15 protein-coding genes are annotated in these 16,009 nt (G+C 47.6%); 5 read left to right on the top strand and 10 right to left on the bottom strand.

Annotation, left to right across the window (positions count from 1 at the left end):
* The first annotated feature begins 4 nt into the window (after window positions 1–4).
* The gene (locus Pan54_RS04675) at window positions 5–1,135 is read left to right on the top strand and encodes a glycosyltransferase family 4 protein (protein ID WP_146502408.1); all 1,131 of its coding nucleotides are present in this window, start codon (window positions 5–7) and stop codon (window positions 1,133–1,135) included.
* Window positions 1,136–1,229: 94 nt separating this feature from the next.
* Entirely contained in the window at window positions 1,230–1,943 is a 714-nt protein-coding gene (locus Pan54_RS04670; protein ID WP_146502407.1) for a class I SAM-dependent methyltransferase, read from the top strand.
* Window positions 1,944–1,946: 3 nt separating this feature from the next.
* On the opposite strand, the gene Pan54_RS04665 is transcribed toward Pan54_RS04670, so the two are convergent.
* On the bottom strand, window positions 1,947–2,585 hold the full coding sequence (locus Pan54_RS04665; RefSeq protein WP_165441586.1) for a response regulator transcription factor: 639 nt from the start codon (window positions 2,583–2,585) through the stop codon (window positions 1,947–1,949).
* A gap of 495 nt (window positions 2,586–3,080) precedes the next feature.
* Between Pan54_RS04665 and Pan54_RS04660 the strand changes: the two genes are divergently transcribed.
* Window positions 3,081–5,057: a redoxin domain-containing protein gene (locus Pan54_RS04660; RefSeq protein ID WP_146502405.1), complete on the top strand. Its 1,977-nt coding sequence runs from the start codon at window positions 3,081–3,083 to the stop codon at window positions 5,055–5,057.
* Between the two features lie 261 nt (window positions 5,058–5,318).
* Here the strand turns inward: Pan54_RS04660 and Pan54_RS04655 are convergent, their stop codons facing one another.
* The 9 genes from Pan54_RS04655 to Pan54_RS04615 form a co-directional block, all read right to left on the bottom strand.
* Window positions 5,319–6,458: an FAD-binding oxidoreductase gene (locus Pan54_RS04655; protein WP_146502404.1), complete on the bottom strand. Its 1,140-nt coding sequence runs from the start codon at window positions 6,456–6,458 to the stop codon at window positions 5,319–5,321.
* A 226-nt stretch (window positions 6,459–6,684) separates the two neighbouring features.
* On the bottom strand, window positions 6,685–8,367 hold the full coding sequence (ilvD, locus tag Pan54_RS04650; protein WP_146502403.1) for a dihydroxy-acid dehydratase: 1,683 nt from the start codon (window positions 8,365–8,367) through the stop codon (window positions 6,685–6,687).
* Between the two features lie 234 nt (window positions 8,368–8,601).
* A complete protein-coding gene (locus Pan54_RS04645) occupies window positions 8,602–9,303 on the bottom strand; it encodes a PTS sugar transporter subunit IIA (RefSeq protein WP_146502402.1) in 702 nt (233 codons plus the stop codon).
* Window positions 9,304–9,342: 39 nt separating this feature from the next.
* On the bottom strand, window positions 9,343–10,278 hold the full coding sequence (locus tag Pan54_RS04640; protein ID WP_146502401.1) for a sugar phosphate isomerase/epimerase family protein: 936 nt from the start codon (window positions 10,276–10,278) through the stop codon (window positions 9,343–9,345).
* A 286-nt stretch (window positions 10,279–10,564) separates the two neighbouring features.
* Window positions 10,565–11,179 (bottom strand): hypothetical protein, encoded by a 615-nt coding sequence (locus Pan54_RS04635; RefSeq protein WP_146502400.1) that lies wholly within the window; start codon window positions 11,177–11,179, stop codon window positions 10,565–10,567.
* 72 nt (window positions 11,180–11,251) lie between these two features.
* Window positions 11,252–12,265, bottom strand: coding sequence for a GTPase ObgE (gene obgE, locus Pan54_RS04630; RefSeq protein ID WP_146502399.1), 1,014 nt, complete (start codon window positions 12,263–12,265; stop codon window positions 11,252–11,254).
* Between the two features lie 66 nt (window positions 12,266–12,331).
* Complete coding sequence (locus tag Pan54_RS04625; RefSeq protein WP_146502398.1) at window positions 12,332–12,955, bottom strand: hypothetical protein; 624 nt, start codon at window positions 12,953–12,955, stop codon at window positions 12,332–12,334.
* A 19-nt stretch (window positions 12,956–12,974) separates the two neighbouring features.
* Window positions 12,975–13,346 (bottom strand): hypothetical protein, encoded by a 372-nt coding sequence (locus tag Pan54_RS04620; RefSeq protein WP_146502397.1) that lies wholly within the window; start codon window positions 13,344–13,346, stop codon window positions 12,975–12,977.
* A 61-nt stretch (window positions 13,347–13,407) separates the two neighbouring features.
* Entirely contained in the window at window positions 13,408–14,115 is a 708-nt protein-coding gene (locus Pan54_RS04615; protein ID WP_207310037.1) for a 3-keto-disaccharide hydrolase, read from the bottom strand.
* A 192-nt stretch (window positions 14,116–14,307) separates the two neighbouring features.
* Between Pan54_RS04615 and Pan54_RS04610 the strand changes: the two genes are divergently transcribed.
* Together Pan54_RS04610 and Pan54_RS04605 are read left to right on the top strand one after the other, a co-directional pair.
* Window positions 14,308–14,913, top strand: a complete 606-nt coding sequence (locus Pan54_RS04610) for a DUF447 domain-containing protein (protein WP_165441585.1) — start codon at window positions 14,308–14,310, stop codon at window positions 14,911–14,913.
* Complete coding sequence (locus Pan54_RS04605; protein WP_146502394.1) at window positions 14,907–15,944, top strand: hypothetical protein; 1,038 nt, start codon at window positions 14,907–14,909, stop codon at window positions 15,942–15,944. The genes Pan54_RS04610 and Pan54_RS04605 overlap by 7 nt, the downstream gene beginning before the upstream one ends.
* The last annotated feature ends 65 nt before the right edge of the window (window positions 15,945–16,009 follow it).

The raw sequence follows: 16,009 nt of genomic DNA, 5'->3' as shown, positions 1-16,009 counted from the left end.
TGAGATGGCTCGGAATCAACCACTTAACATTGTCCACTCGGAAAGCTCCTGGGGCTGGGGTGGGCAGGAAGTGAGAATTCTCACGGAATCACGGGGCATGCTTGAACGTGGGCATCAGGTACGGGTGCTCTGCACGCCGGAATCGACCATTTTTCAGCGAGCCTGTGAATTTGGCGTGCCTGTCGAACCTGTTTCACTGCAGAAAAAGAACTTTAGTTGCTTGAATGCCGTTCGAAAATGGCTGAATGACAATCGAGATGTCAATGTCGTCAATACGCACAGTTCGATCGACAGCTGGTTGTTTGGAGTCGCTTCACGAACAATCGCAAACCGACCTCGACTAGTCCGCACTCGGCACGTCGGCATTCCCGTCCCTAAAAATATGGCTTCGAACTGGCTATATCGCAGTGGTTCGGATTTTGTTGTGACCTGCGGGGTAGAAATCGTCAAATCACTCTCGGAACGCAATGGAGTTTCCCTCAATCGATTACGCTCCATTCCAACCGGCGTCGATACTCAAAAGTTTGTGCCGGGAGATCGCCTGAAAGCTCGCCAGGAGTTAGGCCTGCCGACTGATCGCAAGCTTGTCGGGATCGTTGCGGCTCTGCGTCGCGAAAAAGGACATGCTGTTGCCTGCGAAGCATTAGCCCAAATGCCACGTGACGATTTTGATTTTGTGTTTGTGGGTGATGGCCTCTCCAAGGAGAACATTGAAAATAAAATCAAGGAACTCAATATTTCCGATCGGATTCATCGGGTGGGACATCAGCAGAATGTTGTTCCGTGGCTGCAGGCTCTCGATCTGTTCGTACTTCCTTCGTACGGTTCCGTGGAAGGTGTCCCCCAAAGTATTATGCAGGCGATGAGTTGCCGACTGCCGGTGATCTCCACAACTGCAGGTAGTATTTGCGAAGCAGTCGATCACGAAGAAACCGGCTTAATCGTGGCTCCCGAAGACTCGCGAGCTTTGGCCGATGCAATCAATCTCCTACTCGACCGTGATGAACTTCGCGAACAATATGCCGAGGCTGGTTACCAGAAAGCGATCCAGAAATTTCCTATCGACTTCATGCTGGATCGGATGGAGGACGTCTTTTATTCGGTTCAGGACAGTCAACTCGTTCGAGCCGCTTAAGACCGTATGCCAGGCTGTGCCTGACGAAATTCAATGTCAACAATTACACATGTCAGGCAGTGCCTGACCTACTCCTAAATCGGGCTGTTATTCCATGGAATCTGGTAAATCGAATCGCCCTGTCGCGGTAAAAATCCTCAATGAAAAACGACCGGCGACAATTCTCGATGCCCCTTCGGGAGATGGATGGTTGCTGAGGGATCTCGATTACCAGCCGGAAGTGACCGGGCTGGATCTGTTTGAAGAAAAGCCCGATGGCTACAAAGACTTTCAGAAAGCCGACCTCGATTACGGCTTGCCGGAAGACCTCGGAAAGTTCGATGCATTCGTGACTTGTGAAGGGATTGAGCATGTCGGAAATCCACTTTTACTCGTCGAACATGCGAGCAGGCATCTCAATGATGGTGGTTTAATTGTAATCACCACACCCAATATCTGGTTCCCTGCTGCCCGAATGCAATTTTTCTTACGCGGCTTTTTCCCGAGTTTCCCCTGCCTGGTGGGAAAAATCAAACGGGGCACACACATGCACATCATGCCGTGGTCGTTTCCGCAGTTGTATCTGTATTTAAAGTTGGCGGGATTTTCAGACGTGCAACTGCATGATGTCGATGAGAAAAAGCCAAAGCATTTCTTCGAGAGAATCCTGGGAATTCCACAACGAGCTTATTGCCGCAAGAAAATCCGTAAGGCAAAGAATGCAGAAGAGAAGCAGTTCTGGACTCACACCGGGTCAGATCAGTCGACCTATGGACGAAGACTGGTTGTCTCGGCCGTTTATCAGCCTAAAACCAAGAATGCAACATAATAACTACAAAGACTGAGAGATTTTATCGACCTGCGACCAGCGGATATAAGAGAGAAGCAAATCCGCCAGTGAATCAACTTTTAATTTTTCGAACAGTGCCCGTTTGCGACGATCGATCGTTCGGGAACTGACATCAAGCCGATGAGCCATTTGCTTGTTTCCTTCACCATTCACTAACGCTTCGAGAATCCCTAACTCATCGTCAGTCAATGATCGAAACTTCCGCATCAACTCCAATAATTCTTTACGCTTCGATAATTCTGCTGCCGATTTGGCGATTGTTTCCCTAACAGTGTTCAACAGAATTACATTCGAGCAGGGTAATTCAACAACTGCGTAGGCACCTTCTCTAATAACTTCGACGGCCAACTCGATTCCAATCTCTTCAGCAACGAACACAATCTGCTGTAGTATTTTTCGCTTTTTGAATTCTCGAATTAACTGAAAAATCAGTTCTTTATTCTGCTTCGAACAGACGAGCACACATCCCGGTTCTTCCACAATGATCTCGCGCAGTAAACTCTCAACCGAGGAATGCATTTGGATGTGATATCCCTGCTTTTCCAGGATTTCATTCTCAGCCGAACTGAAATCGCCTGAGCAGTTTATTGCGTATACGGTTGCAATGGCCCTCGCCCCCATAGTCACGCATCCCATCATTTAGAATTCTAAATTGGACTCGTCATGCAACTCCATCAGATAAATGAAACAGATCGCATCGATCTAGTTAAACTACAGACAATCAGTTAGAAGATCTTGAACCAGAAACAGTTCGTAAGAATTGAGCAGCTGAATCAATAAGAAGAGACTTATATTTAGATTAAGTATTTTCGGACATCTGTCAATAGGAATGGAATCAAAATTTTGTACCTTGCCAAAATAGGCACTGATTTTTATTTCCTGATTTTAGAATTCTGGTTTTAGTACAAAAAGTTAAATCCTGATGTGCTATTTTTGAGTACTCTATGTTATCCAGAGCACATTCAAAAATTATCTGCAGCGTTCAGCAGGAGCGAACACGGTGTTTCAGGACATTTGGTGTCCAAGCGACTGCAGAAACCATTTGAAAATGGTCCAGGATGTCTCTTGATGAGTTTTGGCTTTCTTTTTCGAATATCTTTCTCCGTTGATAAGCAAATGATCCATTCCCAAATTTCTCCGATCAAATTCAATCCATTCGTGCTGTTTACGACCTGTCTCCTTTCATTGATTTTCCTTTACGAGAGTCAAGCCGAAGAAGGAAATCAACAGCCTGTCCCTGCACAATTGGGCAATTTCGTGTTAAAGGATCAGACAGGCACAACTCAATCACTGTATGACAATAATATGAAAGCGTCTGTCATTGTGTTTATGGGGACTGAGTGTCCTTTGGCAAAATTGTATGCTGAGCGTCTTCAGGAGATGTCAGCCTCTCCTGCCTATCAGAATGTCAATTTCTATGGAATCATGTCAAATCAGCACGATTCCATCGAGAATATTGCAGAGTACGCCAGCCTGCATGAGATTTCATTTCCCCTGCTCAAAGACATCCATAATCGAGTTGCGGATCAATTCTCCGCCGAACGGACACCAGAAGCTTTTCTGCTGGATGACGAGTATCGTATCCGCTATCGCGGTCGAATTGATGATCAGTTTGGAATTGGCACGCTTCTAAAGGAACCGCGTACAAACGACCTTAAGAACGCACTGGATGAGTTACTGGCAGGGCATAAAATCACAGTTCCAGTCACAAAAGCGGTCGGCTGTATTATTGGTCGTGAACCAAAGATGAAATCGACCAAAGAGATTACTTTCTCCCGAGAAATCATTCGTATCTTCCAGGAGAAATGTATTGATTGTCATCGAGAGGGCCAAGTCGCCCCATTTGCTCTTTCGGATTATGAGGAAGTCAAAGGTTGGGCAGGCATGATCGAGGAAGTCGTGCGTGAAGGTCGCATGCCTCCGTGGCATGCAGATCCTCGTTTTGGAGAATTTAAAAATGACTGTTCCCTGGAAGAGTCGCAAAAACAGATGATTTTCGACTGGGTCGCCGCTGGGGCTCCTGAAGGAAATCAGGCCGATTATCCGCCGGCTAAAACATTCTCGACTCTCTGGCAGTTGCCACGAGAGCCGGATCTGATTCTTCCCATCACTCAAAAGCCTGTTGCCGTTCCAGCGACGGGGGAAGTCAAATACCAGTATTACAAAGTCGACCCCGGTTTGACCGAGGACAAATGGCTGCAGGCTGCTGAAATCCGTCCGGGTAATTACGCGGTCGTGCATCACATTCTTGTGTTTGCTCGCGACAAAAACAGCAAAGGTCGCGGAGCGGGCGGTGAAGAAGGTGGATTTCTGGCCGCTTATGTTCCGGGTTTGATTCCTCAACCGTTTCCCAAAGGCATGGCTAAGAAAATCCCTGCTAATTCGGAGCTTATTTTTCAGGTGCATTACACCCCAATCGGCTCACCCCAGGAAGACCTCAGTCAATTCGCATTGATTTTTGCAGACCCGGAGCAAGTGACGCATCAGGTGATGACAACAAGTGCAACAAATCGACACTTTGAAATCCCACCCGGTGAGAACAATCACGAAGTGACTGCTTATTCACCCCGAGCCAAAACCGATGTTCAACTCCTGACCATGATGCCTCACATGCACCTGCGAGGAAAATCGTTTGACTACGAAGTGCAATATCCTGACGGCAAAAAACAGAAGCTTCTCTCAGTCCCTTATTATGATTTTAACTGGCAGACATCCTACCGCTTGAGCGAACCACTCACATTACCAAAGGGAACCCGACTCTTCTGCACGGCTCATTTCGATAATTCCACAGAGAATGCTTTCAATCCTGATCCGACATTGACCGTTCGGTGGGGAGATCAGACCTGGGAAGAAATGATGATCGGCTATTGCGACATTGTCGTGCCGCTCGAAAACTCACAGGCGACCAACGGCGGGTTGGGTGGAAGAGCGGATCAGATCATTGCGAGACTCGATCAAAATGGAGATGGACATATCTCCAAAGACGAAACCCCTGCCAAATGGTGGGCAATTTTCCTGCTGGTGGATACGGATCGAAATGGCGAAGTAACGGCAGAAGAACTGGAAATCGCGGGGAAGAAGTTTGAGCGTTAAGAGTGAACAGTCGCTGGTTGATATTTGTTAGTGGTTTTTGTTCAATCGCAAGTAAAGGCCAGAGACGAGTGCCCAGAGGGCAGAGTGATAAAGGTGGAGTGTTTTTGGATCAGGGTGGCTGGGGTCTCAGCAAAGCGTAACCCCAAGGGTTCGAAAACGGAGGACGGAAAGCCGAAAAAGGTGACGTTGTCCCTGCGGTTCCGAACTCCCCGGCTTTCCGCACTCGGCTTTCAATTCCCTAGCCAAAGAACACTGGCCTCTTCAACCTTCAACCATGACCGCATTGGATTTGAGGAGACGTTGAGGGTCGAAGACGTTGCGGATTTTTTCGCTCAGTGGTGACAGTTTCGTTTGCTCAAAGTTTTTATGGATTAAATCGTAGAGTGATTTTGAGGATTCGAGGCATTCGACATTGGCATTGAGTTCCGACAGTTGTATTAGAAGTTTGTTTTGTACGCTCGTGACAACATTTAATGAACCGGTGACCACAATTACTCCTTGGCTGGCGTGGCCTATCGCTATGAGACCGCAATCTGCTGCGAGTTTAAGAACCTCAACAGTCTGTGAAGGCCGAACGCCCACCCGGATCGCGAAATATCGATCCTGAGGATGAGTGATCGACTCTAAAAGCGTCTTCCAACTATCTATTTCATTAGTATTGTCAGCAAACTGAATTGCATTCATCTCTGCAAAAGAAGTCAGTGTTGATTGAATCTGATCCTTCAGTGCCTTATTGGACTGAGGTAATCCAGAAACGGAAATCTCCAATAGACCTGAACTCGTCAGATCAAAGATATTGAAATCAAATGGCAAATTCCGCAGGGCTTGCCAGGCTTCCTGAAGGAGCGAGAAATCATCGGTTTGATAAACGCAGTTCAAATAAGCTTCGGGAACCGGAATAACCTTGAAAGAGGCTTCGAGCGGAATCGCCAGTTCACCACGGGATCCGATTAGAAATTTCTGAACATCATACCCAGCAACATTTTTCACCACTCGTCCACCCGAGTGGATTATGCGACCACGACCATCAATGGCCGTCACGCCGAGCAGCCAGTCACGGAGTGTGCCATGACCAGCACAGCGGGAGCCGAACCAGTTCCCGCAAATCATTTCGGCAATCGTCATGCGGTCCGGTTCGGGAACATCAATCGGTAATACCTGATGATGTCCTTTCAGGATTTGATCCAATTCCGCAACCGTCATTCCCGTTTGTACGGTCACCGTCATATCCCGATGCGGATAATCAATCACACGATTCAATTGGGTGATCGATAAATCCCGATTGGCTCGCTCAGTCGAATCAGCCGACCTCCAGCGATGACGCCAGCGAATTGGCACCTGCTGATCAACTTGCGTTGACCACCATGTTTTTAATTCATCAATGGAGTCGGGTTGGAACATTCAAAAATTCTGTGAAAGTATTATTGGAATTTTATCAAACTGCAGGTTACGCCGTCCCCTTGCTTACGCTTCGGGTTAAATTTGAGGCCAAACTGTATAAGTTTCTCTACCGTTAATTATCATTTGTCATGTTCCAATGCTGGCTTGCCCGGCAGTGTTTAAGACGACCTTGAATTCAGTATTAATTGAATCAACACACTCGCTTGCGTTTCATGCCTGTATTCAATTACTCATCAGTCACGCAGCCTTCGCTGGCGCTTTTGACGTTTTTGATGTACTTGTAGAGGGTACCGCGATTGAACTTGTAAGCCGGAGCATTCCAGTTCTTTCGACGATTTTCCAATTCTTCATCGGAGAGATCGACATCAATTCGATTCTTTTCCGCATCAATCGTAATCTGGTCGCCATTTTGCAGCAGACCGATTGTGCCCCCCTCCTGAGCTTCGGGTGTCACGTGACCAATGATGAAGCCGTGCGATCCGCCTGAAAAGCGACCATCGGTCATTAAGGCGACTTTATCTCCCAACCCTGCTCCGACGATGGCTGAAGTCGGGGTGAGCATCTCAGGCATCCCCGGGCCGCCTTTGGGGCCTTCATAGCGAATGACGATGACTTCACCACCTTTGATTTCCTTATTTTCGAGGCCAGTGAGCATCTCCTCTTCGCTGTCGTAGCAGAGAGCCGGGCCGGAGAAGACGAGACCTTCTTTGCCGGTGATCTTTGCAACCGCTCCTTCCGTGGCCACGTTGCCGCGTAAGATGCGGATGTGTCCAGTTTTCTTGATCGGATCAGAAATCGGTCGTACGATTTTCTGGCCTTCTTTCAGTCCAGGCAAATCAGCGACATTCTCAGCCAGCGTTTTGCCTGTGACCGTCATGCAGTCGCCAGTGATGAATCCCTCTTCCATCAGATATTTTAGAACTGCTGGCGTACCGCCGATGCTGTGTAAGTCTTCCTGCACAAAGAAGCCGGAAGGTTTCAAGTCGGCCAGGAATGGTGTCCGGTCGCTGACGGATTGAAAATCATCAATCGTCAACGGAACATCGACGGCTCGTGCCATTGCGATCAAGTGCAGCACTGCATTTGTAGAACCTCCCAAGGCCATTACGATGACGAGAGCATTTTCAAAAGCTTCACGGGTCATGATATCCCGTGGCTTGATATCCTGTTCGAGTAAATACTTAACAGCGGCTCCAGCAGCCAGGCATTCCTGATACTTATCTGGATCGACCGCAGGAATCGAAGAACTGTAAGGCAACGACATGCCGAGGGCTTCAATGGCTGAGGCCATTGTGTTGGCGGTGTACATTCCACCGCAAGCCCCTGCTCCAGGACAACTTCGCTTCACAATTTCTTTTCGCTCTTCTTCGGTAATTGTGCCAGCCAGATACTGCCCGTAAGACTGAAAAGCGGAAACGATGTCGAGCTTTTCTTTCTGCAACCCACAACCGGCTTTAATGGTTCCACCATAAACCATCAGAGAAGGACGATTCAATCGTCCCATCGCCATCATGCAACCAGGCATGTTTTTGTCGCACCCTGGCAAAGTGACCAGACCATCGTACCATTGTGCTCCCATAATAGTTTCGATGGAGTCTGCAATCAAATCGCGGGATTGCAGTGAGTATGACATCCCGTCGGTCCCCATAGAAATCCCATCACTCACGCCGATGGTATTAAAACGCATACCGACGAGACCGGCTGCCTGCACACCTTCTTTAACTTTTGCGGCAAGATCGAGCAGGTGCATATTACAGGTATTGCCTTCGTACCACACGCTGCCAATACCGACCTGTGCCCGATTCATGTCCTCTTCGCTCATGCCGGTGCCGTAAAGCATGGCCTGAGACGCTCCCTGACTTCGCGGCTGGGTGATATGGGCACTGTACTTATTCAATGGAGCGGACATGGATACTCTTTCTCAAGCTATGAACTATTGTTTGCGGGGTCCGCTGTGCGGACCGATTTTTGAGTGTCAGGGTTCGGTAATATCAATTGAATCGTCGAGTAGATAAATAGTCCGCACCGCGGACCCTACGAAGGAATCAGAGTTTGCTAATGGAATACGAATCAATTGTTTCCAAGTTCTTACGCTTTTCAGGCAGCTGACGCAAGCGTACGTGTGCATAGGGCAGCAATTCGATTAGCCGAGCGTTTTTTCAGCATCGGCGATTACCTGCCAGGCATCCTCTGGAGTTTCCGCCTCGCGAAGTTGTGCTACAAAGCCGGGGATTAGAAACAGGCGGCCCAGACGGGCTAGAATTTGGAGATGTGTCGTGTTATCCCGGCACAAAATCAGAAAAAAGAGGTCCGTTAATCCTCGAGTCCCACCAAAAGGAATGCCGTTGATGGATCGTCCAAAAGAAATAACTGATTCCCCAACAGCTTCCGGCATCGGTTTTCCCGGGTGAGGAATGGCAATTCCCCCTTCCAAAGCCGTGCTTTGGGTATTTTCCCGCTCGACGACCGCTTTCAGAACTTCGTCGGGAGACCAGACCTGCCAGGTTTTTCCAGCTAAATGAACCAGTCGTTCCAGTACAGATCGCTTTGTTCGAGCTTGGATGGGAATTTCGATATTGGCGGGTGTGAGCAGACTACTGACAGGAAAATCCTGATCGACATCTTCAGATTGTTGCGAGACCTCCAGATTTGCCCACTCGTCCGGAGAATAATTGTCAAATTCCCCTTCGATCCACGTGCGGATTTCATTGAGTTGGAAAGTCCATTTCCCGTCAACTTTTCGCCCTGGAATTAAATTCTTGGCTGCCATTTTTTCGACTTCACGAAGATCTCTTCCCATATAACGGGCAAGATCTTCTATCGTCATCATTTGAGGGGTAGACATCTGAAGAGAACTTTGGGGTAACAGGCATCCGAATTGGCGTCATTGATCCGAAGCGGGGGGGAAATTGGTAATAATATCCTGCAGGCATTTCTGGAACGGTTCAATCTGTTCACATTGCCAGACATCATCGCTCCACGTATCGATTTCGTACAGATTACGGTACCCATTCGATTCCAGGAATTCCAGCATCGCCACCAGATTCATTTTCCCGCTGAACGGTAAACATTGCTTACGGGGTTTGCTGGCAGTCAAACCGTCACTCAGTCTGACCAGTTTCAACTTGGAGAGCAGGGGCCGCAACTCCGCTTTCCAATGACGTTCCTGCAGTGAATGAAATCCATGCAGACACAGACCAATATGCTCATGATTACACTGTTCCAGTAATTCTCGACATTTTCGCAAGGATGTGATGAATGTCCAGCCATGGGCAGTCGATGGGGACATTGGAGAGATTGCCAAATGAATATCAAACTCAGCGGCAAAATCAGCAAGTTCCAGAAGAGACTCCCGAACGACCCGCATGACATGTTTGTGGATGTGTGTTCCACGCTCCCCAGTTGAAACGACAATCGTTCGGGCACCAATCCAGCTGGCAAACCGAATGACTTTTTTAGACTCTTCTAGAATATCTTCCAGCAAATACCCATTGGTTCCGGTAAAGCCTCCAATCCAGGAAATGCTTGAAACATTTAAACAATAGTCTTCGAGCAAATCGGCAGTGCGCTGCTCCGACTCCTCCTCATATTTCCACCGCCACAAACCGACATGCTTCAGACCGAGTTCACGGGTCATATCAAGTTCATCCCGGAACGACCACTTCTTGGTAGTCATTTGACTGACCGCCAGACGTAAAGCAACTGGTGACATCGCATCAACCTGTGGCCGCGACTTAGGGTTCGTCTGCTCCTGGTTTTTATGAGATTTTCCCCGAGGACTTCGGGGTAAGAAATCATCAGCATTCATCCGATTCGGCACGAGGTTATTCCTTGAGAACTTATTCGCATGTTCAAATAATATTGAAAACCGTCATGGACCGCGTAAATCATTTCCCCTTAGTTCTTCGTACATTTCTGAAAAATGAAGATACGAATTTCAATAAGGTGAAAAAGATCACTTTTCAGCCGGATGGAAGTATCTCTATCTACCGACTTGGAGTAAACAGAATCTTGATCGTTTTTTATGACTTTAACAAATGTTCCAGAAAGTCGCAAAATCACTCTTGCAGAAAAATGATTATTCATTTCAGCAAGAAAAAGTTACCTCAGTGCTTGTCGATTTCGATCTGCACATCATCCAGCAGCAGATCTTCACCACCGACACGAAAAACAATGGCTGGTTTTTGAACAGCAAACGTCGGATCTGATGCGGTCAACTGTTGTTGATTGTCGAGATTTACCGTAACAGTACTCCCTTGTGTTTTCAGGCTGATCGTATGCCAACCCGACATAGGCTTGTCAAATTTCATTGTCGACATTGTCTGATCTTTAGAGTTGGGATCTGCTTTATCCTTATGCTTTTTGATGCTGGCAGAATCCGGCGTGATTACCAATGAATACAAATGACCTTTTTTGTCGAGCGTACCGCGAGCAGGATCGAATCCAATGTGGAAGAATGTTGCCCCATCAAACTGATAGCGACATGTTACAGTTCCATCGGTCATAGGAATTTGCCAGCGTGATGCAGCCGGATGATTATCGACTTTCATCTGACGACAGACCAGCACCCCATCCTGGGGTTCCCAGTGTCCATAATTCACAGCCCATTTCTCCGGGCGTTTCTCCGCATCAAATGTGCTCGATTCGCCAGCTTCTACGAAAGCAGAAAGCATTGAACCTTGAAGGACGATAAAAAAAAGAAACAGCGATACGCGAGTCATGAGTCACAGTCTCCAGTGATTTATTAATAGATATTTGCAGGTCACACTGTGCCTGCTCCCCTTCTTATCGATTCACTCAGCTGCCGCTTCAACTTCTTTAATTTCATCCAGTTTTTTAACGATCAGTCTCTTGAGAGTGTCCAACCCCTGTCCTGTTACTGCTGAGATTAAATGCACCGGTTGATTGACCGTTTCCTGCAGCAATTCGACCGCAGCTTCTGCATCTGGCAATTCACTTTTTGTGATGACAATAATTTCTGGACGCTTATCCAGTTCCAAATCATACAGCCGAAGTTCTTCTCGAATCTGATGATAGTTCTCAACCGGATCTGTTTGATCCATCGGCATCGGTTCAATCAGATGCACGAGTAAACGTGTCCGTTCGACGTGCCTTAGAAACTCATGTCCCAGACCGATCCCTGCATGGGCGCCCTCAATTAAACCGGGAATATCGGCGACAACAAAATCCTGATCCCAGCCGACTTCAACAACACCCAGATTGGGATGCTTGGTCGTAAAAGGATAATTCGCGATTTCCGGTGTTGCACGTGTAATACGACTGAGCAAAGTCGATTTGCCAGCATTTGGTTTCCCAACGAGACCGACATCGGCAATCATTTTCAATTCCAGAGAAACGCGACGCTCTTCTCCCGCCTCACCCGGCTCGACTTCGCGCGGTGCCCGGTTGGTGGCAGTCGCAAAGCGTTTGTTTCCACGTCCACCCCGCCCACCTTTGGCGACGACAACACGATCTCCCGGATGAGCAAGATCTTTTAGCACATGCCCACGCTCGGCATCTTTTATCAACGTGCCGGCTGGAACTTCAATGATTGTATCCTTCCCGCTTTTACCACGGCACAAATCCCCTTCACCATGACTCCCCCGATCAGCATTCCAGTGGATATGTCCTGCCAGATGTCCCAGGCTGTTCATGTGCTCGCTGGCGACCATGATAATATCGCCACCATCGCCGCCATCCCCACCATCGGGTCCGCCACGTGGGACGTGGGCTTCCCGCCGAAAGCTCATGCAGCCTCGTCCACCATCCCCGGCTCGACAGATCAGCGTAATTTCATCAATAAACATCGGACTCGCTCAACTTTCTCAATACATTCAGAATTTTGTTCAGCTTAACGAAATCCAACAAAAAAATCATTCACTGAGAGGTAACGCGTTCGCGAGCGAAAATTCCCCACTGGCGTAGCGATCGTACAAATCAAAGAGAGCCTGCCGGAGATCGCCGCGATGTTTCAGCCAGATTTCACCGATCTCTGATGAATCTATCTGTATATCAGAGATCGGAAGTCGAGCGATGATTTCACTTAAAAGCACCTGGTCAGTGGCACAATCATGCAGCGTTGGAAACCAGCCTGGAGTGTGGGTCGTAATCAAACACGCCTGACCGGGTTTCAATGTGCGTCGAAATCGCCACCAGGCAAGACGGCTGATTTGCTCAACACCATCGAACAGAATCAAATCTTCTGGAGCAGTCTGTTCGGCCAATTGCTTAAAGATACCTTTAGGCAAATGAGGAGTATCACGGCTTACGCGAATCCAGTGAGTTTTTACGCCACGACGTTCATATTCTGCAGCCATAGTTTCTTGCAATGTCGTTTTACCATGCCCCTCGGGACCGACAAGTGCAGCACGAGATCCCATTTGTTCAAAGCGTTCAATTAACTCATTGAGAGATGTGTCCTGATAGAGATAGGGAATACTCAGTAAATGCTCTGTTGCGAAAGGATTTTTTCTAGCCGGTTGAAAAAATTGAGACATACGGTCTGCTCCTGAAGTCTCAAACAATCTCCGATTTATGCAAAGTTAGCTCACCAGCATTCGGAGCAATGAAGAATTCCTCGCGGGTTGACTCCCCGCTTGGCAAAGCGATTAATTCAAATGCCCAAACCAGAGAAAGTAACTTCCCCGAAAAACTATAGGGAGCCTCCGGGAGAGTCACTTCTTCCAATTGATGTCCATTCATTGAGGTCGCGTCGTAACTCCAGGTGGAGACGACACTCAAATCACGATCCCCTTTCCCAACCGTATTCCAGACGAGTCGCAACTCCACACGGTCGACCGGCTCGTCAAATGCCCAGTGGGCATCGACACCAATCGTTTCGCCCGGCGAATAATTCCGCTCGTTCTGGGGGAATTCTATTTTCAACATCGTGGTGATACCTGAATGATGAGTCTCATAAATTTGCCAGGATGTTTAGATTCATCCCAAATTACGGCAACTCTTTCACATAAATATTGCGAAAGTAAAGTGTGTTGCCATGGTTTTGGAGTTCGATGGCTTCTTTAGGATAAATCGGTTTGTCGCGTTCCCAGTAGTTTTCCATCACGACATTATCGACAACAAGTTTATCGTTCAGTTTGACAGTGACCCGATCGCCGACCATTTTAATGTAAAAGGTATTCCACTCTCCGATCGGGTTATCAGCACACTCTGTCGGTGAACTTGGGTGAATTTTGTTGTTGAAGATACCTCCCGATCCAACAGCATTTCTTTCTTCTTCAGTCGGATCCCAAATCTGAATTTGTGGCGAGCCTCGCAAATAGATGCCGCTATCTCCTTTGGGTTCAATTTTCCAATCGACGTACATTTCAAAGTTGCCGTAATCCTTAATGGTGCAGAGATTTTTCCCTTTGCCATCAAAAACGATCACACCATCTTTGACTTTCCAATGCTCGTGTGCGTCTTCATCGGCGATTTTTTGAGCTTTCGCAAGATCTTCGGCAGACATTTCAGCTCTTGTTTTGGGATTTCCAACCAAGCCTTCCCAGCCGGATAAATCTTTCCCGTTAAATAAAGCGGTAAAGCCTTCTGGGGGAGTGTTCAGTTTTTCTTCAGCCTGTAAAGAAATCCCGATTAAAAACGTGACGCAAACTCCAAGCACGGTCGTCAATTTGAAAAGTGAATTCCTGGGGTTCATGGTGTGGCTCCTGTTGCGGATTCGATGGAGAACAGTCAACATAGCATCAGACGTTGAAATATTCATTGCCTGAACGATTACACCATAACACTACGTGAACTGTCATCACAACTGATTGAACGGTCTTTCTTCGGGTGACAGAAATCCTCACACTTTTTTAAATTGACTTACGATTTGTTTCAGGATAGCCCCGTGCCGTACGTTCTTGAAGGTCTGATTACAACACTCGATGACGATTCGAAAATCAACCTGGCCCCAATGGGCTTGATTCCAACACTCAATGCAGCCGGGGAGATTGAACAGTTCACGTTGCGTCCTTATCCCGAATCGCAAACTTACCGTAATTTGCTCGATCATCCTGAAGGTGTTTTTCATCTGACCGATCGTGTCTTACTGTTAGCGCAAGCCATTGCCAAAAGACTTGATTATTCAAACCTGGAATTGACGCCCGCAGAAAGCATCCGTGGTTTTCAATTGAAAAACGCGTGTCAGGCGTATGAGTTTCAAATCACGGAAATTGACGATTCCTCATTGCGAAAAGTAATGCGGGCGGAAGTAGTTAGCATTACCAATTTTCGCCCTTTTCATGGATTCAATCGTGGGTGTCATGCAGTCATAGAAGCGGCCATTCTCGCTTCACGCGTTCACATGCAGAATCCATCCAGCATTCTCGCAGAGCTTGAGGGTTTGAAAGTTATCGTTGAGAAAACCGGGACTTCAGAAACGATGGAGGCCTTTGAATTACTGGTCGAATATGTCCAATCTTTTCATAAAATGGCAAAGGAATCTTCGTGTTGAGCCCTGAATTCCCAACTCTACAGATCCGCACGGGAGCCCGCTTGCATTGTGGATTGTTTTCCAATCCACAACCGGGAGGGAAACTGCATCAGGGTTTAGGCATCATGATCGACCATCCGGGTGTCCATTTGCAGGCTCAGACAATTGCTGACTCCGGTTCCGATGTCAGTTATCAACAAGAAATGGAAACCTCTTCAGGTCAGACTTGCGAAATCATTCGAACACGTATTCAAAAAACAATTCAAAAATGCGAGTCCAACTGGCCTGATATCCGTCTGCAATTGAGCATAGCGGTCCTGTCGATCATTCCCCCTCATATTGGCCTCGGCTCGGGAACACAACTCGATCTGGCGACAGCGACTCTCTGGACAAAATCCGCTGGCATCGATTGTTCGCCTTTGAAAATTGCACAAGTCATCAACCGCGGCAAACGTTCGACAATTGGAACCTATGGTTTCATGCAGGGAGGAATTCTGATTGACGAAGGTGTTGTACATGAGCAGGATTTGGGACGCTGCCGATTTCATCGAGAATTACCTGAAGACTGGCGGATCGTTCTGGTAACACCTCGCAAACTTTTCGGCTATTCCGGGGCAGAAGAAATTCGGGCGTTTGACAAGTTAACGAGCATTTCACCGCGCGATTTGTCAACTTTGGAAAATTATTTACAGATTATCGAGAACCGGGAGTCTGATTTTCACGTTCTCTCAGAGACAATTCGCCAGTACGGAAATTTGATTGGTGACACGTTCTCTCAGGCCCAGGGAGGCCGATATCGCGATCCGATCTGTCAGCAGATTTATGACATTATGCTGGCAAACGGAATCAGGGGAATTGCACAAACCTCGTGGGGACCGACAATGTTCGGGCTTTGCGAAAATCAGAAACAAGCTGATGAGATTTCCGAAATTCTGGGAGAGTCACTATCGGAAATTGATCTGTCTATTACCCGACCGATGAATACGGGAGTTACTGTGGAATGGGTTCATCCCGAACATGAGAAAAAGAAACCCATCGGTCGGTTGGGTTAACAGAGTGTTATCCAATACTCAAGAAAGTCGAGTCCGTCAGGTACAGCCTGATCTACGCCTGTATA

The sequence above is a fragment of the Rubinisphaera italica genome (genome assembly GCF_007859715.1).
Lineage (GTDB): Bacteria > Planctomycetota > Planctomycetia > Planctomycetales > Planctomycetaceae > Rubinisphaera > Rubinisphaera italica.
This window is presented reverse-complemented; position numbering and strand designations above follow the sequence as displayed.